General features: G+C 58.9%; 19 protein-coding genes. All 19 read right to left on the bottom strand.

From position 1 onward, the window contains the following. Positions 1–382: 382 nt before the first annotated feature. Positions 383–766, bottom strand: a complete 384-nt coding sequence (gene rplT / locus IDL90_RS00375; protein WP_182140988.1) for a 50S ribosomal protein L20 — start codon at positions 764–766, stop codon at positions 383–385. A gap of 33 nt (positions 767–799) precedes the next feature. Beyond that, positions 800–994 (bottom strand): 50S ribosomal protein L35, encoded by a 195-nt coding sequence (gene rpmI, locus IDL90_RS00370; RefSeq protein ID WP_182140989.1) that lies wholly within the window; start codon positions 992–994, stop codon positions 800–802. A gap of 62 nt (positions 995–1,056) precedes the next feature. Beyond that, complete coding sequence (infC, locus tag IDL90_RS00365; RefSeq protein ID WP_182140990.1) at positions 1,057–1,701, bottom strand: translation initiation factor IF-3; 645 nt, start codon at positions 1,699–1,701, stop codon at positions 1,057–1,059. Positions 1,702–2,029: 328 nt separating this feature from the next. Further along, complete coding sequence (locus IDL90_RS00360; RefSeq protein ID WP_187993953.1) at positions 2,030–2,836, bottom strand: SseB family protein; 807 nt, start codon at positions 2,834–2,836, stop codon at positions 2,030–2,032. Continuing rightward, a complete protein-coding gene (gene priA, locus IDL90_RS00355) occupies positions 2,833–3,558 on the bottom strand; it encodes a bifunctional 1-(5-phosphoribosyl)-5-((5-phosphoribosylamino)methylideneamino)imidazole-4-carboxamide isomerase/phosphoribosylanthranilate isomerase PriA (protein ID WP_187993952.1) in 726 nt (241 codons plus the stop codon). The genes IDL90_RS00360 and priA overlap by 4 nt, the downstream gene beginning before the upstream one ends. 4 nt (positions 3,559–3,562) lie before the next feature. After that, the gene (locus IDL90_RS00350) at positions 3,563–4,156 is read right to left on the bottom strand and encodes a hypothetical protein (protein WP_187993951.1); all 594 of its coding nucleotides are present in this window, start codon (positions 4,154–4,156) and stop codon (positions 3,563–3,565) included. A gap of 5 nt (positions 4,157–4,161) precedes the next feature. Further along, entirely contained in the window at positions 4,162–4,770 is a 609-nt protein-coding gene (gene hisB / locus IDL90_RS00345; RefSeq protein ID WP_187993950.1) for an imidazoleglycerol-phosphate dehydratase HisB, read from the bottom strand. Beyond that, the gene (locus IDL90_RS11625; RefSeq protein WP_187993949.1) at positions 4,767–7,259 is read right to left on the bottom strand and encodes a histidinol-phosphate transaminase; all 2,493 of its coding nucleotides are present in this window, start codon (positions 7,257–7,259) and stop codon (positions 4,767–4,769) included. Before IDL90_RS11625 ends, hisB begins: the two co-directional genes overlap by 4 nt. A 96-nt stretch (positions 7,260–7,355) precedes the next feature. Next, positions 7,356–10,916, bottom strand: coding sequence for a DNA polymerase III subunit alpha (dnaE, locus tag IDL90_RS00335; RefSeq protein WP_187993948.1), 3,561 nt, complete (start codon positions 10,914–10,916; stop codon positions 7,356–7,358). Between the two features lie 47 nt (positions 10,917–10,963). Further along, the gene (locus tag IDL90_RS00330) at positions 10,964–11,869 is read right to left on the bottom strand and encodes an RluA family pseudouridine synthase (protein WP_316930269.1); all 906 of its coding nucleotides are present in this window, start codon (positions 11,867–11,869) and stop codon (positions 10,964–10,966) included. Positions 11,870–11,876: 7 nt separating this feature from the next. After that, positions 11,877–12,446 (bottom strand): signal peptidase II, encoded by a 570-nt coding sequence (lspA, locus tag IDL90_RS11230; protein ID WP_262508931.1) that lies wholly within the window; start codon positions 12,444–12,446, stop codon positions 11,877–11,879. A gap of 776 nt (positions 12,447–13,222) precedes the next feature. Further along, entirely contained in the window at positions 13,223–13,858 is a 636-nt protein-coding gene (locus IDL90_RS00325; RefSeq protein ID WP_310649223.1) for a DivIVA domain-containing protein, read from the bottom strand. 169 nt (positions 13,859–14,027) lie between these two features. Further along, positions 14,028–14,348, bottom strand: coding sequence for a YggT family protein (locus IDL90_RS00320; RefSeq protein WP_259349476.1), 321 nt, complete (start codon positions 14,346–14,348; stop codon positions 14,028–14,030). A gap of 14 nt (positions 14,349–14,362) precedes the next feature. Continuing rightward, complete coding sequence (locus IDL90_RS00315) at positions 14,363–14,812, bottom strand: cell division protein SepF (RefSeq protein WP_182140997.1); 450 nt, start codon at positions 14,810–14,812, stop codon at positions 14,363–14,365. A 155-nt stretch (positions 14,813–14,967) separates the two neighbouring features. Next, complete coding sequence (ftsZ, locus tag IDL90_RS00310) at positions 14,968–16,266, bottom strand: cell division protein FtsZ (RefSeq protein ID WP_182140998.1); 1,299 nt, start codon at positions 16,264–16,266, stop codon at positions 14,968–14,970. 173 nt (positions 16,267–16,439) lie between these two features. After that, complete coding sequence (locus tag IDL90_RS00305; protein WP_182140999.1) at positions 16,440–17,201, bottom strand: cell division protein FtsQ/DivIB; 762 nt, start codon at positions 17,199–17,201, stop codon at positions 16,440–16,442. Next, complete coding sequence (gene murC, locus IDL90_RS00300; RefSeq protein WP_259349477.1) at positions 17,198–18,610, bottom strand: UDP-N-acetylmuramate--L-alanine ligase; 1,413 nt, start codon at positions 18,608–18,610, stop codon at positions 17,198–17,200. The genes IDL90_RS00305 and murC overlap by 4 nt, the downstream gene beginning before the upstream one ends. Next, positions 18,607–19,725 carry a glycosyltransferase gene (locus tag IDL90_RS00295; RefSeq protein WP_187993947.1) on the bottom strand — a complete coding sequence of 373 codons (1,119 nt, stop codon included), beginning with the start codon at positions 19,723–19,725 and terminating at the stop codon, positions 18,607–18,609. The genes murC and IDL90_RS00295 overlap by 4 nt, the downstream gene beginning before the upstream one ends. Continuing rightward, positions 19,725–21,143 (bottom strand): FtsW/RodA/SpoVE family cell cycle protein, encoded by a 1,419-nt coding sequence (locus tag IDL90_RS00290; RefSeq protein ID WP_187993946.1) that lies wholly within the window; start codon positions 21,141–21,143, stop codon positions 19,725–19,727. Before IDL90_RS00290 ends, IDL90_RS00295 begins: the two co-directional genes overlap by 1 nt.

Here is a 21,143-nt window from a genome sequence, read left to right as displayed (position 1 = left end):
CGGGGCGGCTGCCTGCCAGCGCGGGCTGCCAGGCTATTTGGAGTCGGCGGGTTGTTGTTGGCTTGTTGTTGAGGTTGGTACCGGCGCTGCCTGCGCCATCAGGGAGCGGGTTACGCGTAACGGAGCGAGTTACGCGTAACGGAGCGAGTTTGGCTTGCATAACAGTGTGATTCAAGGGGAAATGGGGCCAAACTCGCTCCCTAAGGCGTTACCGGCTCCGTAAGGCGCTACCGGCTCCGTAAGGCCTGGGTGCCCCGCCCAGCGGCCCTCCAAAAAGGAGAAGAGGGCGCCCCCGCAGGGACACCCTCACTCTTAGAGTCACGCTGTGAAGCGAGCTCTTTGCCGTGTTACTAAGAGCAAATCACGCTCTAAGAAACGTGAATCACGCAGCCTTCGGCGCGTTGACATCGGCAGGCAAAGCTGCCTTTGCAGCCTTCACCAAGGCTGAGAACGATGTCGGATCGTTAACGGCCATGTCCGCAAGCATACGGCGGTCAACCTCGATGCCAGCCAGGTTGAGACCCTGGATGAAGCGGTTGTATGTCAAGCCTTCCGCGCGGGCGCCAGCGTTGATGCGTTGGATCCACAGGCGACGGAAATCGCGCTTCTTATTGCGACGATCACGGTATGCGTAAACGTGGCTGTGAGTGACCTGTTCCTTTGCCTTGCGGTACAGGCGTGAGCGCTGACCACGGTAGCCCGAGGCCTGCTCAAGTACGTCGCGGCGCTTCTTCTTTGCGTTTACTGAACGCTTTACACGTGCCATTGAAGTGTTCTCCTAAAGTCAGTTCCCGTACGTTCACTTGCCCAGAAGTGAACGGACCTCTTTCTTGTCTGATCGCGCAATCTCAACATCGTTCGCCAAACGACGGGTCTTGCGGGATGACTTGTGCTCCATGAGGTGGCGGGTACCAGCACGCTCACGCATGATCTTGCCGCTACCGGTGGTGCGGAAACGCTTCTTCGCCCCGGAGTGCGTCTTGTTCTTTGGCATTATCTTTCCTTTTCAAATCGGCGCCACCCGTCCCAAGAGGAACGAGGACGGGTGCAAGTTCGTTAGAAGTCCGAACGGGACTGGCGAACCTGGTCCCTCTGACTACGCACTTCGTGCTTCGCACGGCGTTCACTACGTGCAGCCTCCCGGCGTTCACGCTGCTGAACCATTGCATCGGCCTTCTTACGGGTCGGAGCAAGAACCATTGTCATGTTGCGGCCGTCCTGGCGTGGAGTCGACTCGACGACGCTGATGTCAGCGACCTCGTCCGCAAGACGCTGTAGCAAACGAATGCCAGCTTCAGGACGCGACTGTTCGCGACCGCGGAACATGATCATGACTTTGACTTTGTCCCCACCCTCGAGGAATCGCTTCACATGACCCGTCTTTGTGGCGAAATCATGGTCATCAATCTTGATGCGGAAGCGAATCTCCTTGAGCTGTGTGTTTGCCTGGTTACGGCGCGCATCGCGTGCTTTCTGCCCGGCCTCATACTTATATTTTCCGTAGTCCATCAACTTGGCTACGGGAGGGCGCGCCTCCGGCGCTACCTCAACTAGGTCCAAGCCTGCCTCTTCAGCAAGCCTGAGCGCATCTTCAACGCGCACAACGCCGACCTGTTCGCCCGCTGGGCCAACAAGCCGTACTTCCGGAACTCGAATCCGATCATTGATGCGAGGTTCGCTGATGGCGCCTCTCCTTCCCAATGTTTGGCCCTACTTGAGCCAACAAAAAACTCCGTGCCGATCAACGCGCACGGAGCTATCCCTCAAGCAGGCACACCTCTGCTCGCAGCAGTACGCCCGCATTACCCGGCGCCTCCGGATCCAAACAACTGTTTCTAGCTGTCGTATCCTGCCGCACAACTCACGCTGTGCGGTGGGCCCCCAGGTGGGATTAGCTCCACTTACGTTCGGCAAACCTTCTGCAGGTTAGCCGTTTCGGTCGCCGTCAACTCTACCAGTGGTTTTGCCTGAGGCCGAGACCTACGAACGTTTGCGCTGGTGGAACCAGTCACAGCCCGCTCTCAACAAGCTAAGCAGCCGCCACAGGCTTCGGAACCAGCTCCACGGCAGGAGCTGCGGCCACAAGCCGCGGGTGGCGACCTACCTCCGCAAGCGCATTAGCAAGGGATTGCCTCTGGGTAGCGAAATCAGCACCTACATCCACGCGGAACAAGATTGCTATTTGCAATGCCCCCACCCATGCCTCATCTTGACCCGGGGTGACTGTCGGTGCCACACGCACATCAACAATGTCTGAGCACTGAGTCTGCGCAGCCGCCACTAAGTCAGCGGCTAGCGCGGGGTCCGCCCACGGCGGCAGCCACGTGTCACCACCAACAAGTGCATGGACGGCAGCCACCGGCAGTGTGACGGGCGAGGACGATGCCACGTCCACCACGATCGACGGCGGCGCGGCGGTCTGCGTCGCGAAGAGGGCGACTCGCTGTGCACTCATTGTCATCGGTCTTGCCACGGGGTCCCACGCTGCCAGCTGCTCGGCAGACGAGAACGCCAACACCGTATTGCCGAATGCCCCAGCTGCGACCGGCAGGGGAATTTCATCTTCCACATCCAAGCCCTGATGCCGATGTTCCCCCGCATCGTCTGGGTGCACTTCTACGGGGACTGGTACCACAAGCCGTTCACTTACCAGCGCGGCAGCAAGGGCCACTGCCCTGCCAGCCTTCTGACGGACCGACCCCGACGGCTCAGCCAGGGCAATGGCCGTCAGTGGAAGCAGTTGTCCCCGGTCGGACCTGTCATGATGCAGGTTGAGGCGTTGCGCCATCTTCAAGCGCTGCGCCTGCGTGAGTCCGTTCACCCGTTCGACTGTCACTGCCCCGCGGCAACTTTCAGGGCCTCTTCCAGAGTGAACTTGCCCGCGTAAAGCGCCTTCCCAACGATGGCGCTATCAACTCCAATGGGAACCAGGGTTCGCAGAGCCGCGATGTCCTCAAGTGAGGAAACCCCACCCGATGCAACGATCGGGGCATCAGTGCGTCCCGCAACCCTCTCAAGAAGCTCGATGTTGGGCCCATTGAGCATCCCGTCCCTACCCACGTCGGTCAAAACATAGCGGGCGCATCCGGCCACGTTCAGTCGCATCAACGTTTCCCAGAGATTCCCGCCCTCCTTCGTCCATCCACGCGCAGCCAAAGTGTCCCCACGGACGTCAAGACCCACAGCGACCCTGTCACCAAATCGTCGAATGGCACTCTCAGTCCAGTCCGGATTTTCAAGCGCAGCTGTCCCCAGATTGACCCGGGTCGCTCCCATGTCGAGGGCGCGCACCAGTGATTCTTCACCGCGAATCCCACCGGAGAGCTCCACAAAAAGGTCGGTAGCATCAATTACCTGCTCCAGCAGATCCTGGTTGCTTCCACGCCCAAATGCAGCATCAAGATCCACCAGATGAATCCATTCTGCGCCCGCATCACGGAACTGACGAGCAATTTCCACGGGATGACCGTACTCAGTTTCGGTCCCGGCCTCGCCTTGCACCAAACGCACAGCCTTACCGCCAACAACGTCGATTGCTGGAAGGAGCGTAAGCTTCATTGTTCTATCGCTTTCCCCGGCCCTTGAGCCAGCCGGTCCATGGACCGGGTTCCCTGTAGTCATCTACCTGTTCCGGGGTGATTCGCCCCAGGAGTAGTTCTTCTGCGGCAAGATCCAGTCCCGCCAGAACGAGGCCGGAAGGGAGAGGCACCTCCGCCTCACCGTTGACGTATCTCATCGCAGCGATGGTACCGTTCACTTCCGGCGGTGCGCTCTCCGCTTCGCTGTCCTCCTCAGTCGTCCATGAGGCGATAGCAACGCTGCCGTGTGCGCTGAGTTTGGACAGAAGTTTGCCCATCTGGTCGACTTCCGGTGGCAAGGGGGGCTCCTCAGCGAGCAGAGCTAGCAGCTCCGCATCTTGATCCGGATCCTCCTCTTCCACTTCCACTTCCAGGTAAACGGCACTGGCTCTTCCAAGCGAAACCACGGGAGCGGGTGAACCGACCATGTCCAGTGCTGCCCTGAGTGCGCCCGGCGAATCAATGGGCGAAATCACTAATGCCCGGCAGAATCTGCGAGTCGAGGGCGTCACGTCCTCAACCATTTTGAAGAACTCTGCGTCTAGGTCATCTCCGTCAAAACTCATGTCGTCAGTCATTTCAGCTACAGAGCACCCTTGGTTGAAGGAACCCCAACTACCCGGGGGTCGAGGGCGACAGCCTCTCTGAGGGCGAGTGCGAGAGCCTTGAACTGTGCCTCAACGATGTGGTGGGGGTCGCGGCCATACAGGAGTGTCACGTGTAGGCACAGACCCGCATTGAATGCAAGCGACTCAAAAACGTGCTGGGTCATGGCTCCGGTGTAGTGACCGCCAATGAGGTGATAGGTCTGGCCGTCAGGCTCGCCGGTCACCACGCAGTAGGGGCGTCCAGCCACGTCGACCACCGCGCGCGCCAGTGATTCGTCCAGGGGTGCGAAGCCAGTTCCGTAGCGGCGCAGTCCCCGTTTGTCACCGAGCGCCTTGTCAAGAGCCTTGCCCAGGGTTATCGCCACGTCCTCGACCGTATGATGCACATCAATTTGAACGTCTCCAGTTGCCTTGATCTGCATGTCGATCAGGGAGTGCTTGGAAAGCGCAGTGAGCATGTGATCGTAGAAGGGCACGCCGGTATCGATCGTGTTCGCCCCACTTCCGTCGAGATTAATCGTGACAGTCACGTCAGACTCACTGGTCTTTCGCGTCACCGTTGCAACTCGCTCCTGTGTCGTCACAGCGCCTCCTTCAAAGCGTCCTTGAACGCTTCATTTTCTGCCTGGGTTCCCACTGTAACCCGCAGGTAGCCGTCGGGTCCCACTTCCCGGATGAGGACACCGTCGGCAACCAGTGATTCCCACACGTCGCGCCTGTTTGGAAGTGGCCCAAACAGCAAGAAGTTCGAGGACGATGACGACACCACGAAGCCCTGCTCCTCAAGCCACTTCGCGAGTGCGGAGCGTTCGCTACGGATCAGCTCGATCTGCCGCATCTGGCTGTCTGCGTGACGCAGGGCCGCCCGCGCCGCTGCCTGTGTGATCAGGGAGAGGTGGTAGGGCAAGCGCACTTTCTGTACTTCGTGGACGATCCGCGGGTCCGCCACAAGGTAGCCAAGCCGCAGTCCGGCAGCCGCAAAGGCCTTGGACATCGTTCGTGTCACAACGAGGTTGGGGTGCTCTGCGAGCAACTCGAGTGCCGAAGGAACGCCCGAAGCACGAAACTCCGCATATGCCTCATCCACAATGATGATCGAAGATGTGGGTTGGCCAGTCCTCGTGTCCCGGGGTCCCGAGGTCGTGGAAGCCTCAAGCACTTCCGCTAGCGCGTCATTACCAATGGCCTCACCGGTCGGGTTGTTCGGACTGGGGATGAAGACGACGGCGGGTCGCTGCGCCCGCATAGCCTCGATGAGTTGGGTCTTGTCAAAGTGTGGCAACTGCCGTGGATCGGGACCCGGACCTCCCACAAGCACCCAGTTGGTGAACGTGTCCCGGGCATACTCTTCATACATGGAGTAGGTCGGCCACATCGCCAGTGCGCTGCGTCCCGGCCCGCCAAAGGCCTGCAACAGCTGGATCATTACCTCATTCGACCCGTTAGCTGCCCACACCTGACCGGCAGTCACTGCCACGCCCGATTCTGCGCTCACATACGCGGCTAGGTCCTCCCGCAACTCCACGGCATCCCTGTCCGCATAGCGGTTCAGGTTCGAGGCCGCGTCCGCCACCGCGCGGGCGATCGACTCGATAACTTCTGGGCTGGGTGGGAATGGATTCTCATTGACGTTCAGTCGGATAGGAACATCGATCATGGGTGCCCCGTACGGCTCCACACCCTCAAGTTCGATGCGGAACGGAAGCCGCGCCACGAAGTCCTGTGCCCCGCTACTATCGACCTGCGCAAGAACCGAAGGCAACTGCTCACCTTCAAAGCGGACCTCCGCTGCCACTCCGTGCGCGTAGAGCCCCTCGGCGTGAGAGAGCTCAATGAGAGCCGGGGCAACCGCCCGCAGCCCCCGCTTCGAGTAGTCGACGACCTGCATGGACCGCAGGTACTGTGTCACGTTCAGCCCCGCCGAGTAACGCGCGGTACCGCCCGTGGGAAGCACATGGTTAGAACCCGCAACGTAGTCACCCAGTGGGACCGGCGTGTAGTCACCAACGAAAACCGCACCTGCGGTTGTTATCTTCTCGGAGAGTTCGAGGGCGTTGCGTGTCTGTATTTCCAGGTGCTCCGGAGCATATGCCTCAACAACCTCAACGGCCTCGTCAAGAGACCCTGTCAGAACGATTGCCGACTGAGGTCCACCGAGAGCAGTAGCGATTCGTTCGCTCTCCGCGGCCTCCCGAACCAGACCCGGAAGGAGCCTGACGATCTCGTCCGCCAGTGTTCCGCTGGGGGTGACGAGGACGGAAGCAGCAGCGGGGTCATGCTCGGCCTGACTGATCAGGTCGGCACACACGAAGAGCGGGTTTGCGCCCTCGTCCGCCAGAATCGCAATCTCTGTTGTGCCAGCTTCTGAATCGATGCCACAAACAGACTGGACGACACGCTTCGCGGCAGCCACGTAGACGTTCCCGGGGCCAGTCACCTTGTCAACCGGGGCGCAACGATAGTCCCCGTCCTCGAATCCGTACGCCATTGCCGCGATTGCCTGGGCACCACCCACCGCAATCACTTCCTTCACTCCAAGCATTGCGCATGCGGCCAGAATTGTCGGGTGTGGCAGGCCCCCGAACTCCTTCTGAGGAGGGGTGGCGACAACCATCGACTTCACACCTGCCACCTGGGCGGTCACCACGTTCATAACGACCGAGGACGGATAGACCGCAAGACCGCCGGGTACATACAGGCCCACACGACCAAGTGGAACCCACCGCTGGTAAACCATTCCTCCCGGCACTACCTCTGTGGCAGCGGGAAGGGGAATCTGTGCACTGTGAGCAAGCCGGGCATTGTCAATAGAGACCTGCAGGCTACGCCTCACCTTGGGATCCAGGTCAGCGAGTGCCTGGGCAAGCGCCTGCGGTGAAACCGCAAGCGACTGAGGCCGAACGCCATCGAACCTCTCATCAAGATCGTAAAGCGCCTCTGCCCCGCGGATTCGCACATCCTCCATGAGGGGACGAACAACCTCGGTTGCGGCAGTTGTGTCAATTTTTGGTCTGGGAAGCAGATCCTGGAAGGTTACTCCGGGATCCGCTTCGCGTAGGTCGATGATTCGCACCCTGCAATACTACGAAGTACAGGGCGCTTAGCGCCGATCCGATCGAAGGCTGGCCGCCGCGTAGACCCAGCCAGCGCTGAGTGCCCGTCATTTCAGTCAAGAAACTGCTGAGGCACCCAGAAGCCCTTTCACTGCCGCGTAGAAAGAAGAATCCGGATCCACGAGGAGCCTGTCACCCAGGTCAATCGTGGTCTCTTTGGATCGGTCGCGTAGATGCACCCGGACCCTGGCGCTGCCCGGGTAGCCCGAAAGGGTTTCACTGAGTCGCCCCAGCAGTTCCGGCGTGCAGTCCTGAGCGTTCAGCGAAATCTCCACGGGCATGTCACTGCGGTCACGCAGCTCCAAGATTCTCACGCTGTTTCCGGTCATGGATGCCTGATCATCCCTGATCCCAATGCGTCCGGTGACAGCGACAATCTGGTCCTGTTCCAGGATTTCCTGAACCCCCTCGTACTGCCTGGGAAAGAAGAGCACCTCGATTGAGCCACTAAAATCTTCAAGCGTCACGATCGCCCAGGGGAGCCCCTGCTTGTTGAGGCGCACTTCCAGGCCTGTAACCAACCCGGCGATCGTAATGCGTTGGTTGTCGAACTTGCGGGGCTCTTCCTTGATCTTGCCAATCTCCACGTCCTGGTGTCGTGGTAGTGACCTCTCCATGCCTCGCAAGGGATGATCGGAAACGTAGAGTCCAAGCATTTCCCGTTCGAATGCCAGCTTCTCTTTACGGTCCCATTCCGCAATCTCGGGGATCTCGACGGTGAACGAGGACGCTCCCCCACTGTCACCGTCTAAGGCCGCGAAGAGGTCGTACTGCCCGTGTGCCTCATTGCGCTTCAGATCAATCACGGCATCGACAGCGTCGTCGCTCCTAGCGAGCAGAGCCCGGCGTGGATGACCAAACCCGTCAAAAGCACCGGCTTTGATCAGAGACTGCATTGTTCTCTTGTTGCAGACCTCGATTGGCACCTTATCGAGGAAGTCTTGGAACGATGTGAAGTCGCCCTTTGCCTCGCGCGCAGAAACGATCCCATCAACAACGTTCTTTCCAACGTTGCGGATTGAGGCCATGCCAAACCGCACCCCCTCAGAGTCGGCTGTGAAGACATCACGAGAGCGGTTCACATCCGGGCGCGCTACGGGGATACCCATGTGTCGACACTCAGCCAGGTAGAGCGCCCGCTTGTCCGTGCTGGCTGCCGCGGATGTGAGGAGCGCAGCCATGTATTCATCCGGGAAGTTTGCTTTGAGGTAAGCAGTCCAATAGGAGACCAGACCGTATGCGGCGGAGTGGGACTTGTTGAACGCGTAGTCGGAGAAGGGAACCAGGATTCCCCACAGGGTGTTGACACAGTCTTCAGAGAACCCGTTGTTGAGCATTCCTGCCTTGAACGGTTCGAACTCTTTGTCGAGGATCTCCTTCTTCTTCTTACCCATGGCGCGGCGAAGCATGTCAGCTTGTCCCAGGGAGTAGCCGGCAACCTTCTGGGCAATCTGCATAACTTGCTCTTGGTAGACGATCAAACCAAATGTCGCGCCGAGGATTTCTTCTAGCGGTTTTTCCAGTTCCGGGTGAATCGGAACGACGGCCTGGCGCCCGTTCTTGCGAAGCGCATAGTTGGTGTGCGAACCGGCCCCCATGGGGCCGGGGCGATACAGTGCGCCAACAGCGGAAATATCCTCAAAGTTGTCGGGCTGCATAATAGCCAACAACTCTCGCATCCCTCCGCCCTCGAGCTGGAAGATGCCCAGAGTGTCACCGCGGCCGAGCAGCTCATAGGTCTTGGGATCATCGAGGGCTAGCGAGTCGAGGTCGGGAACCTCCTTACCGCCCAGACGGATATTCTCGAGCGCATCAGAAATTATGGTCAGGTTGCGCAGGCCCAGGAAGTCCATCTTCAGCAGACCCAGATCTTCACAGGATGGGTAGTCGAACTGGGTGATGATTGCCCCGTCTTGGGGCCGCATCATGAGGGGAATGACGTCGGCCAGGGGTTCACTGGACATGATGACCGCGCAGGCGTGGACGCCCCACTGCCGGGTTATGCCCTCAAGACGCTTTGCGAGGTCAAAAACATCATGGATATCCGGCCGCTCTTCATAGAGCTTGCGGAACTCCTTAGCCTCCGCGTACCGCGGGTGCTTTTCATCAAAAATCCCAGCAAGTGACATGGGCTTACCCATCACATCACCAGGCAGAGCCTTCGTGAGCTCTTCCCCGACTCTGTACTCCCTTCCCATGACCCTGGCGGAGTCCTTCAGCGCCTGCTTTGATTTGATCTTTCCGTAGGTAACAACTTGCGCGACACGGTCATCCCCATATTTCTCACGGACATATCCAATCACCTCATCCCTGCGGCGCTCATCGAAGTCGACGTCGAAGTCGGGCATTGAGACACGTTCGGGGTTCAGGAAGCGCTCAAACAGGAGCCCGTGTTCAATCGGGTTCAGGTCGGTAATTCCCATCGCGTAGGCAACCATCGAGCCTGCGCCAGAGCCCCTTCCCGGACCAACGCGAATCCCCCGCGATTTGGCCCAGCCAATAAAGTCGGCAACAACCAGGAAGTAGCCCGGGAAGCCCATCTGGAGGATGACACCCTCTTCAAACTCCGCGCGGTCGAGGACGTGGGCTGGAATGCTCTCACCAAAACGAGCGTGGAGCCCCTTTCTTACCTCCTTCACGAACCACGACTGCTCATCTTCGCCCGGAGGGGTTGGGAAACGAGGCATGTAGTTTGCGCCATCAGATGTTGTTCTGAAGGTGACTTCGCTTCTCTCTGCAATCTCCAACGTGGAGTCGAGTGCCTGCGGGAGTTCCTTCCAGGTGCGACGCATGTCTTCCGTTGACCGCAGGTAGAACGTATCGCCCTCGAAGGCAAACCTGGGACCGCCCTCATGGTAGGGCTTGTCCAGCAGCGTCGTAGTGGACTGCAGAGCAAGCATTGCCTCTTGGGTGTGCGCATCCTCCTTGGAAACATAGTGGGAGTCGTTTGAGACCACCATTGGGGCCCCGAGCAGTTCCGCGAGTCGTGGCAGCTGATCGCGGGTCTTGCGTTCGATTTCGATCCCGTGGTCCATGAGCTCAACGTAGAAGCGATCCGCTCCGAAAATGTCCCGCAGTTCTCCGGCTTCCTTCACTGCTTCATCCCACTGGCCCAGGCGCATACGGGTCTGCACGGCGCTTGAAGGACACCCTGTGAGGACTGTGATCCCTTCGTGGTAGCGGGCCATGAGGTCCTTATCAACCCTGGGGTACTTACCAACCTGGCCTTCCAGAGAAGCCATGGATCCCATACGGAAAAGATTGTGAACCCCCTGCGTACTGTGAGCAAGGAGCGTGAGGTGCGTGTAGGTGCCGCGGGCTGAGACGTCGTCATTCTTCTGCCAGGGTTCCCCCCACGTCACCTTGGACTTGTCGAACCTTGAGGTCCCCGGTGTCACGTAGGCTTCCAAGCCGATGATCGGCTTGATTCCGGCACTAACGCACTCTCTATAGAACTCATAGGCCCCAAAGAGGTAGCCGTGGTCTGTTATCCCGAGCGCGGGTTGGCCAAGCCGAACCGCTTCAGCAACCATCGGCTTGATTTTTGCAGCCCCGTCAAGCATCGAGTATTCGGTGTGGTTGTGAAGGTGGACGAAACCATTACGTGTAGCAGCCATGCCCGCCATCCTAGTAGCGCCCTCCGACATCTTGGCGCGCTGCGATCCTAAGCGGCGCCGTTTCGCAAAGTTTCCAGGGCAGACTCAAGGTCCGCCGCATAGGGTGCGCTCACAACGACCTTCTCTTCGGTCCGCGGGTGCCGGAACTCGACCTCGACGGCGTGAAGCCACTGCCTCACCAAACCAAGCTCCTCGGCTCTACGAGGGTCTGCCCCGTAGAACACATCCCCGACGCAGGGGTGGCCTATGGCTGCCATGTGAACTCTGATCTGGTGGGTTCGCCCTGTCTCAAGGTTCACCTCCAGAAGAGCGGCACCCGCCATGAGCTCTTCGACGTCGTAGTGGGTTGTCGCGCGTTTTCCATCCTCGGTGACAGCCATTCGCCATGTGCGGGACGGGTGGCGGCCAATCGGTGCGTCAATTGTTCCCCTGGACGGGTCCGGGTGGCCTTCGACTACAGCGTGGTATATTTTGCGCACCTCGCGCCTCCGGAAGGCGTTCTTCAATCTCCCGTAAGCCAGTTCGGACTTGGCAACCATCATTGCGCCAGAGGTGCCAACGTCGAGCCGCTGCACGATCCCCTGACGTTCGGTCGGACCCGAGGTAGAGACGCGCACTCCCGCAGCCTCCAGACTGGAAATCACCGTCGGACCATCCCATCCCGGCCCGGTGTGCGCTGCTACTCCGACAGGCTTGTTGATGACAATAAGGTCTTCGTCCTCGTACAGAATGTCGAGGGACGCTGTGGGCGGCGGAGTTGTGTCCGGCGTCGGGAGATCCACTTCAAGAAGGACCCCCATGGGAAGGCGCAGAGATTTTGAAGGAACTTCTCCGTCGACCAGCACCCTCCCCTCTTCAACCAGAGATGCGCACTGACTTCGGGACAGTCCCAGCATTCGGGAAAGCCCCACGTCGATCCGTTCCCCAACCAATCCCTCGGGAACTGGCAGGATGCGGGGGCTACTCACTTCTGCCACCGGCGGCTTCGAGACTGGCGTCCTTCTCTTCGTCACTGTCCTTTTCAAACAGTTTCCACACGATGAGGACGAGGGCGGCACCGACGATCCAGATATCAGCAACATTGCCGATAAACCACCCGTTGTAGTTGATGAAGTCAACGACGTGACCCTGCCCGATGGCTGGTGGGCGCGTGAGCCGATCCCAAAGGTTACCCGCGGCGCCGCCAGCTATGAGACCCAGAAGAATCGCTAAGGATGGGCTGTACACGCGTGTCGCGTACCAGAGGATCAGACCGATGATACCGATCGACAGAATTGTGAAAATCCAAGTTGAACCCGCGCCCAAAGAGAATGCTGCACCCGGGTTGTGAATTAGCTGCAGCTGAATGAAGTTCCCCAAAAATGGTTGCGCGACGCCTTCCTCAAGGTTCGCAAGGGCCCAGGCTTTTGTTAGAAGATCAAGGCCAAGAGCTGCGATGGCAACAAGGGCCACCAACCAGAAGAATGACCTCTTCTTCGTGTGGAGGGGGTTTAGCTGGGACGACGGGGGGCTGACAGGATTATCGCGCATAGACCAACAGCTTAGCCCCTGGGGTTACGCGCAACCCGCAGGGCCGAAGCTGCCCACATCCCCAGCACCCTCCCGCCCAGCGGCTGCCCACATCCCAGCGGCCACCGCCCCAGCGGCTGCCCACATCCCAGCCGTCCACCCACTGAAATGTATACGTGGGGGCGAAATGTGCCCCTGGGGTCCCTACCCCAGCCGCATCCGTCGTCCCCACGCATACATTTCGCGTTAGGCGCGGGCTGCCAGACTATTTCGAGTCGGTGGGTTGTTCTCTGCTTGTTGTTGAGGTTGGTAGCGGCGCTGCCCCGTGTCATAAGGGAGCGAGTTACGCCTAACGGAGCGGGTTTGGCTTGCATAACGGTGTGATTTCAGGGCAAATGGGACCAAACCCGCTCCGTTAGGCGTAACTCGCTCCGCAAGGCGCAACCAGCTCCGTAACACTTGGGTGCCCCGCGCGGTCGGGCACCCAACCACTGCCCCAGCCGGCCACCTGCGAAATGTATACGTGGGGGCCGAATGATCGTGTGGGGTACGCACCCCAGACGCGGTTTTCGTCCCGACGTATACATTCCACGCCACAGCGGCGTGAGAGCGCGCCAGCAGCGGCGGCAGCGCGCGCCAGTAGCGGTGGGAGCGCGTCAGCGGCCCGGTGCGTCAGCGGCGCGAGAACGCGTGCGCCAGCGGTAGGAGTGCGCCAGCGGTAGGAGCGCACACCATGAACACAGAATGTCCGCCCCCGTCAACAGGAGGCGGACATCATGAATGCTACAAGTGCGTGGCTACTGAGGCTTCGCGTCTGACTGCAGATCCCCAAGAAGCTTCTGCAGGTGCTCAGAAATCGAGGAACGGTAGTCTGCTTCAAATCCGCGCAGGTTGTTAATCGAGTCCTCAAGCGCACTCTGCTCAGAACTCAGCTTGGTCAAGATTTCGTCGCGTTTGCCATTGGCTTCTTCAACAATGCCTCTGGCCTGCTGGTGTGCGTCCGCTACAATCCGTTCACCCTCTTCACGACCGTCATTGACGTACTCATCGTGAAGCCTCTGAGCGAGTGCGAGCATCGAGGCCGCCGCCTGAGGATCTGCTGGATCAACGGCTGGAGCCGGATCTTCTTCAATAACCGGCTCAACAACCGGTGCTGGTTCCTCTACAACGGCTTCGACAACCGTTGTCTCAGCCTCAGGGGCGGCGTGATCGGCAACGCCAGACTGAAGATCCTGAATTCGCTGATCGGCAACCGAGAGCTTTTCCTTCAGCTCTGAGTTCTCAACCGAAAGTGCATAGATCGTAGCAACGACCTCGTCAAGGAACTCATCAACCTCGATTTGGTCGTATCCCTCACGGAACTTAACGGACTGAAATGTCTTGTTCAGAACGTCGTCGGCGGAAAGGAGCGCCATATTGTTCACCTCTGTCATCGTCAAATTCGTAAGACACCGGCCTACCGGGTGGTAGAACCGACAGCCAACGACTCTGGTCAATCAACCTCAACCATGCCGCTTACTTCTAGATCATACCGATACCCGGTTCCCCATGCGCAACATTTGCAACATCTGTAACAGAGTACGGTCTTACTTGCTGAATGGTCTAGCTATTCACGTACCCTAAATAGGCGATCCACCCACCAACTCTCTGCAACAAGATAACACCAATAAAAAGCACCATGAAGCCAACATCGATGGCGACTGTACCCAACCGAATCGGCGGAATGAATTTCCGCAGCCAGCGGACTGGAGGATCGGTGAGCTTGTAGATCACATCAATGATCGCAAGCAACCAACCCGGGGGATACCACTGTGGGGCCAGCACCCTGGCCCAATCAAAAATCACACGTGCCAAAAGAACCAGTGTGTATAGGGATGCGGCCAATGACACCAGGTTGCCGAGGATTACGAGTATTGAACCCACCTAACAGTCCTCGCTTAGCCGAAAATGTTGGTGGCGTGACCAGTGGCCTGCGACGAAACTTCGACGTCCCGCGGGGACAGCAGGAACACGCGGGCTGTGACCCGTTCGATTGCCCCGTGCATGCCAAAAACTAGACCCGCCGCGAAATCAACGATTCTGCGCGCCTCAGCATCCGGCAACTCCTCAAGGTTCATAATCACCGGAGTGCCATCACGAAACGCTTCACCGATCAGGCGAGCATCCCCATAGGAAGATGGGTGAACTGTTGAGATACGTCGCACCGATGCAGCTGGTTTTGACACAACATCAAACTTCGGCTCAGCGACTGCCGTGTAGGACTGGAAATCAACCTCGCGAATCTCAGCTTCTTCGGTGCCGGCTAAGACATCGTCGAAAGAAACTTCATCCTCGTCGGGAATCCTCCAGCCCATAACTTCCATTGCGCGGTTGAAGCGTTGCGCCATCGCGATACCTTTCCAAGACTTACCCATTCAGTACTGAAGCGGCGTGACGTGAAATCTCTAAACCCATCTGTCACAACAACTCAAACGCTAGTGCAATCACTCTCACGCGGGTCGGAGCCGACACGGCATGTCGTAAAGCACCCACTCACATCGACTTAGCGAAGGAAGTCCGGGATGTCTAGATCCTCATCGACAACTTCTTCTGCAAAGACGCGGGGGGCTTCAAACCCCTCATCCACACGACCTCGAGAACGCACACTATCCGCCCGGAGTGCCGCCATCGCACCAGTTCTGGTGGGCACCTCAGGCGCTGCTCGATGAGACCTTGTCTGCGGTGCAGCACTGGTCCTCACGCGTGGCTCCTCGATGTAATCGTCAACTTCCACGACCCTTCGCGGTGCGGGAGGCGTCGCAAGAGGTACACCACCTGCGGGTGAAGAAGTCGGCGCGCTCCGCGCTTCCTCGCGAGCAGCCCTCACCGCTTCCTCCCGTGCCGCCTGCATCTGTGCTTGCTGGTCAAAACCGGCAGCAATAACAGTCACGCGGATCTCATCTCCAAGGGACTCATCCACGACATTGCCGAAGATGATGTTGGCCTCTTCGTGGGCTGCCTCCTGAACCAACGTCGCGGCCTGCATAATCTCATGCAAACCAAGATCGGGACCACCCTGAACAAAGAAGAGAATTCCGTGAGCACCATCGATTGAAGCCTCGAGGAGAGGTGAGGAAATAGCAGTCTCAACGGCACGTAGCGCCCGGTCTTCCCCTGTTGCTGCACCGATTCCCATAAGCGCTGATCCAGCGTCCTTCATGACGCTCTTCACGTCGTTGAAGTCGACGTTCATCAAACCCGGGGTTGTGATGAGTTCGGTGATCCCCTGGACGCCGGACAACAGTACCTTATCGGCCTCTTTGAAGGCATCGATAATTGAGATATCCCGGTCAGAGATGTCGAGCAGACGATCATTGGGGATAACGATCAGAGTGTCGACCTCATCCCGCAACGCTTCGACACCCGACTCTGCCTGCTGGGAACGACGACGTCCTTCCCATGAGAAGGGGCGCGTGACAACACCCACGGTGAGGGCACCTGCTTCACGAGCTGCCTTCGCGACGACCGGAGCTCCACCGGTACCCGTCCCGCCGCCTTCACCCGCGGTGACAAACACCATGTCGGCACCCGCCACGGCCTCCATAATATCTTCTGAGTGATCTTCGGCCGCTTTACGTCCCACCGCCGGATCAGCTCCGGCGCCCAGCCCGTGTGTCAGATCGCGTCCGATATCTAGCTTGGTTTCTGCATCGGACATCAACAACGCTTGCGCATCCGTGTTGATGGCGATGAACTCAACGCCTTTTAGCCCCGCATCAATCATGTTGTTCACGGCATTGACACCGCCGCCGCCGATGCCGACAACCTTGATGACTGCGAGATGGTTCTGCGGTACCGCCACTGGTCCCCCCGGAGGTGCTGCAACCTCACCCAAGAACCCTAAGGCTCAAGTTGAAGGTTGTCTTTGATCATTGCTCTAGCGGATAGACGGTAGGGGCACTCGAACTATCGATCAAGGACCAACTGCGGCGTGTTGCACAGAAGGCACCCTACTGCTCGACAAGCAAGTGCTCACTACCTCGTCACCGGCTTGCGAGGATCCCGCAGGTCGTATACCGAGGCCGGTCGTTGCTCAACAAGTAGCTCGAGAACCTGGGCCTTAAGCGCACTCTCGCCCTCGTCCCCCCACACCACCTGAGACCCGTCAACTAAGTCAAGTCGGACGACCATTCCATCGGCGGAAATCGACGAAACCTGAGCGCGTAGAGGATCACCCAGGCTGTCCCAGACAGCAATAGCCGACTTCGCCTGCCCAACCCTTCCACTCTCATCGTCACTTACCACATGAACGTAGGGAAGTCCTTCCACAGGCTCCTCGGTAACGGTCGTGGTGACACCGTCGCTTCCGACGAGGGCGTACCCCCCATCGATCACCACCATCGCCGCTGGAACCCTCTGAACTACATCCACCGTCACGCCGTGCATCCAAGAACGGTAGACTTGCGCCTCCGCGATCAAAGGCCGCGTCAGAAGTTCATCCCGTATGGAATCCACCGGCACTCTGGGCAGCGGCACGCCCTCGTATTTTGCGACTGCGGGTTCGACATCTGCCGCCGCGACGTCCGACTGCGCTCCCTCAATGACCAGACTATCCATCTTCATTGCGAAGAGAGAAGAGTAGAACACTGCCCAAATGATCCCTGCAACAGCACCCACCACAGCCAGCAAACCAAGGACCCGGAAAGCTAGAAGGCGTCGTCGGGCGGATTGTCTCTCCTTGACATGGTCCCGCAAATCAACTCGAACCGAGCGCGGACTAGGACCAACTTGACTCACGTCGGCACTTCCTGCGCCCACACCTTCTCAACGGTGGAGGACTGAAGGAAGATATCGCCCGCGCCGATCAGAAGGCACACGTCACCCGGGTCCGTGATCGAAGCGGCAAACACCGCTGCATCATGGCAGTCGCCAAGAAAATGGAACGGTGCATGCATGTAAGGACTCTGCGCGATCAGTTCTGAAGTAACCCCGGGGATCGGATCTTCGCGTGCAGCATAGATATCCGCCAACACAACCTCGTCTGCGTTAGAAAGTGCCTTGGCAAACCGATCCGCGAAGTTACGTGTTCTAGAAAAAAGATGCGGTTGAAAGACCGCAATGACGCGACCCTCTCCGGCGACAATCCGAGCCTGTTTGAGCGCAGCCTCGACTTCGGTGGGATGGTGGGCGTAGTCGTCATAAACTCGCCTGCCACCAACGGCTGCCTTCAATTCGAACCTGCGACCCGCCCCCTGAAAGTACCTGAGAGCACTAGCTGCCACTTCACCGTCAATTCCTGCTGCGACACACGCTGCCCACGCGCCGGCAGCATTAAGGAGATTGTGCACACCCGTTACCATCAACTCAAGCGAAACGCGCTCATCCTGCGTAGAGAGAGTCGCCCGAGACGAGTCTGCGTCCATGACGACATCGGTGACTTCCACCGTCAGTGGACAAAGCGAAGAGCCGGGTCGCCCATATGTGACAACCTCCCCCACCCGATCGGTAGCTAAGCCATGCTCGGCGATCTCGCAAGATCCTGGATCCTCACCACAGCAAATCAGTGTGCCTCCGGGCATCAGGCGTTCGACAAACTCCCTGAAGATCCCTACGAACTCCTCCTTTGATCCAAAGTGGTCGAGGTGATCAGGCTCGACATTCGTGATCACCTCAATCGATGGCGAGTAGTGCAGGAATGACCCGTCTGATTCATCCGCCTCTGCAACGAAAATACCTGTCCCGACTCTGGCTCCGGACCCGCTCCCGAGGACGGGACCACCAATAGCGAATGAGGCATCGACACCGCTGTGGAGCAGGGCCACTGCGATCATGGCCGAAGTCGAAGTCTTCCCGTGCGCACCCGCAACCGCAATAAAGGGTTGCCCTTGCGCAGCCAATGCTAGGGCCTGTGATCTGTGGATAATCTGCTGCCCTCGCCCTCGAGCAACAATGAGCTCCGGGTTTGTCTCCCTGATGGCGGATGAAAGCACCACTGTTGCTTCAGCCGGGACGGACTCTGTGGCATGCGGGTAGTACGCGCCGATCCCCTTCGACACCAAGTCCTGAAGCACCGCAGAGTCCTGACGGTCCGAGCCGGTCACCGCGGCTCCTTGGCCTGCCAGGAGTTCCGCAACAACGGACATCCCGGCCCCGCCCACACCAATCAGGTGGAATGACTGGCCCGCAAGTCGCTCTGTCCTGCTCACCGCGACTCTCCCGCTTCTTCCACCAAATCCGCCACAGCGCTGGCCCCATCTCCTGGTGACGTGCTTCTATTTGCCTCGCCCATCCTCTTCAGAATGGCGGGATCACCAAGGATCGGGAGCACCTGGTTGCGAAGGTTGTCAACCGAAAAGTCCTTGTCCTCGACAAGTAGTGCCCCACCCGCCGCGATCTGCCCTTCAGCGTTGCGCCGCTGCTCGCCGTTACCAATAGGAAGCGGCACATAGAATGCGGGCAAGCCCAATGCGCCAAGCTCAGCGACTGTTCCAGCGCCAGACCGGCACAGCACCAGATCTGCGGCGGCCAGAGCATCCTCCATATTTGAGATGTACTCGCGAATCACCCAGGTCACTCCCGGAGTGTTCGCGGCGCCAACACTGATCTCGTCGGCCTTACCAGTTCCTGTTGCATGAAGGATTTGGGCCCGACCTGCAAATGCAGCTGCTCCGCTGGCAACCACCTCATTGATGTGCTGAGCACCCAGTGATCCCCCGGTCACCAGTAAGACGGGTAGATCAGGGTCGAGGCCGAAAAGCTCACAGGCACTGGTCCGCGCCCTCTTGAGTCCCTCTGATGTGGAACGTTGCTCTGCCAGCTCCACAATCGAGCGTCGCAGCGGCAAGCCGGTGAAAACAGTTCGCCCGCGCCTTGCAGCCAGCTTGGTCTGTGGAAAGGTCAGAGAAACAGACTTGGCACTGCGCGCACCGAGACGGTTGGCCCACCCGGGGCGCGCATTCTGCTCCTGGACAACGAATGGCACGCCAAGACGTGAAGCTGCTATGTAGGCTGGTGCCGACACATACCCACCGAAACCAACAAGAACATCTGCCCCACTGAGGACCTCACCAGCAAGCTTCGTGGCATTTTTCAGCCGGGTGGGAACCGTTAGAAGGTCTTTCGAAGGCCGACGCGGTATTGGCACCTTGGGAATGGTGTGTAACTTGAGGCCGGCTGCGGGCACGAGTGTCGATTCAAGCCCCTCCTCCGTGCCAAGCACCTCAATCTTGTGGCCCCGTCCTTCGAGGACGCCGGCTGTCGCCAAGAGGGGATTCACGTGTCCGGCAGTTCCCCCGCCGGCTAGGACAACTCGTAAAACCATTAGGATGCCTCCGGTTTGTTCGTCTCATTGTCAAGGTTCCAACCCCGCGACTCTGTCGGTAGGGGCCGTGAAATTGGGCGGGGCCGTTTGCCCACGCTACCAATCACAGGGGGCACTGTCGGGGGGTTCTTCGTAGTAGTGTCCGAAGCGTAACGCTGCGGTCGGCGAGGGGCGCGTGTGCGCCTTGGATCACGACCCGCGGTTTCTGTGCTGAACCGCCCAGTCTTGCGCATTCCTGCCTCGTTACGGGCAAATGACAACAGCACACCGATCGCCATTGCAGTGAAAAGGAAGGACGACCCCCCGTAGGACACCAGCGGGAACGGCACGCCGATTACAGGCGCCAAGCCCGTGACGGTACCTATGTTTAGTAGCCCCTGCAACGTCAACCACGTAGCTATGCCTCCGGCCGAGATACTTATGAAGCGTGACTGGGCATTCGAAGCAAGGCGCAGAGCTCCGTAGATCAGGAGCCCAAGTAACGCCAACAGGGTAAGGGTCCCAATTAACCCAAACTCCTCCCCCACAATGGCAAGGATGAAGTCAGTGTGGGCCTCCCGGAGGTAATTCCACTTCTCCCTAGATGCTCCGGGGCCCAGGCCGGTCAGGCCTCCCGCACCCAATGCCCATAGCCCATGGTCGGTCTGGGTCGGTGCGGAGGGGTCCGGTGGGGTGCCAAATCCTGGAAGAAACTCGAGGACTCTCCTAGTCCTCGACGGGCTGACAACCACAAGGAGGACTGCCAGTGCACCCCCCGCTACCGCCATCATCCCGAACCATTTGCCGGGAACGCCCGCAACCCAGAGTGCTCCAAAACCAATACCGACAAAGATGAGCATCGTCCCCATGTCACCGCCAACCATGACTGCAGCCATGGCGACTAGTACGGGAGCAAGACCAAAAAGAACAACCTGCTTCCAGTTGTTCAGATCGGTGGTCTTCATACTCAACATGCGTCCCAGCATGAGGCAGGTGGCAAGCTTGAGGAACTCTGAAGGTTGAATCACCTGGCCGGTGCCAGGGATTGGTAGCCAGTTGGTGTTTCCACCTTCGCTGATTCCCACGAAGAAGACGGCCCCCTGCAAGGCTAGGCCGATCACAAACAGTAACGGTGCCAGCGCGCGCCACACACGCGGTGGGATGAGCGTCGCCCCCACGGCAGCCGCGAGGGCAAGGAGAGCAATGCCGAGCGTCTTGACGAACGGCACATACGGATTGACACCTTGCGCGATGTTGGTAACGGCAGATGCCGAGAACCCCATCAGCAAACCAAAGAGTGCCAGGAAAACAGCAGGAACAAGGATCAGATAGTACGTGGCCACGGGTGATGGCTGGGCATTCTGTGGGCTTGGTGAGCCGAAGCGTATCTTTGGAACCCGCTGAAGCAGTGGACGCTTCTGCGTGGCCTCTGAAGCCAT

The sequence above is a fragment of the Schaalia sp. JY-X159 genome (assembly GCF_014525425.1).
Classification (GTDB): Bacteria; Actinomycetota; Actinomycetes; order Actinomycetales; family Actinomycetaceae; genus Scrofimicrobium.
The sequence above is the reverse complement of the archived record's forward strand: the minus strand, read 5'-3'. Positions and strand labels throughout refer to the sequence as shown.

What these genes read in the sequence shown, in the direction of transcription:
- rplT (WP_182140988.1), bottom strand. Translation starts at nt 766, where the DNA reads ATGGCACGTGTAAAGCGTTCAGTAAACGCAAAGAAGAAGCGCCGCGAC.
- IDL90_RS00295 (WP_187993947.1), bottom strand. Translation starts at nt 19,725, where the DNA reads ATGGTTTTACGAGTTGTCCTAGCCGGCGGGGGAACTGCCGGACACGTG.
- IDL90_RS00325 (WP_310649223.1), bottom strand. Translation starts at nt 13,858, where the DNA reads ATGACAGAGGTGAACAATATGGCGCTCCTTTCCGCCGACGACGTTCTG.
- priA (WP_187993952.1), bottom strand. Translation starts at nt 3,558, where the DNA reads ATGAAGCTTACGCTCCTTCCAGCAATCGACGTTGTTGGCGGTAAGGCT.
- dnaE (WP_187993948.1), bottom strand. Translation starts at nt 10,916, where the DNA reads ATGGCTGCTACACGTAATGGTTTCGTCCACCTTCACAACCACACCGAA.
- IDL90_RS00290 (WP_187993946.1), bottom strand. Translation starts at nt 21,143, where the DNA reads ATGGCTTCAGAGGCCACGCAGAAGCGTCCACTGCTTCAGCGGGTTCCA.
- IDL90_RS00315 (WP_182140997.1), bottom strand. Translation starts at nt 14,812, where the DNA reads ATGGCGCAACGCTTCAACCGCGCAATGGAAGTTATGGGCTGGAGGATT.
- IDL90_RS00350 (WP_187993951.1), bottom strand. Translation starts at nt 4,156, where the DNA reads ATGACTGACGACATGAGTTTTGACGGAGATGACCTAGACGCAGAGTTC.
- lspA (WP_262508931.1), bottom strand. Translation starts at nt 12,446, where the DNA reads ATGCGCGATAATCCTGTCAGCCCCCCGTCGTCCCAGCTAAACCCCCTC.
- rpmI (WP_182140989.1), bottom strand. Translation starts at nt 994, where the DNA reads ATGCCAAAGAACAAGACGCACTCCGGGGCGAAGAAGCGTTTCCGCACC.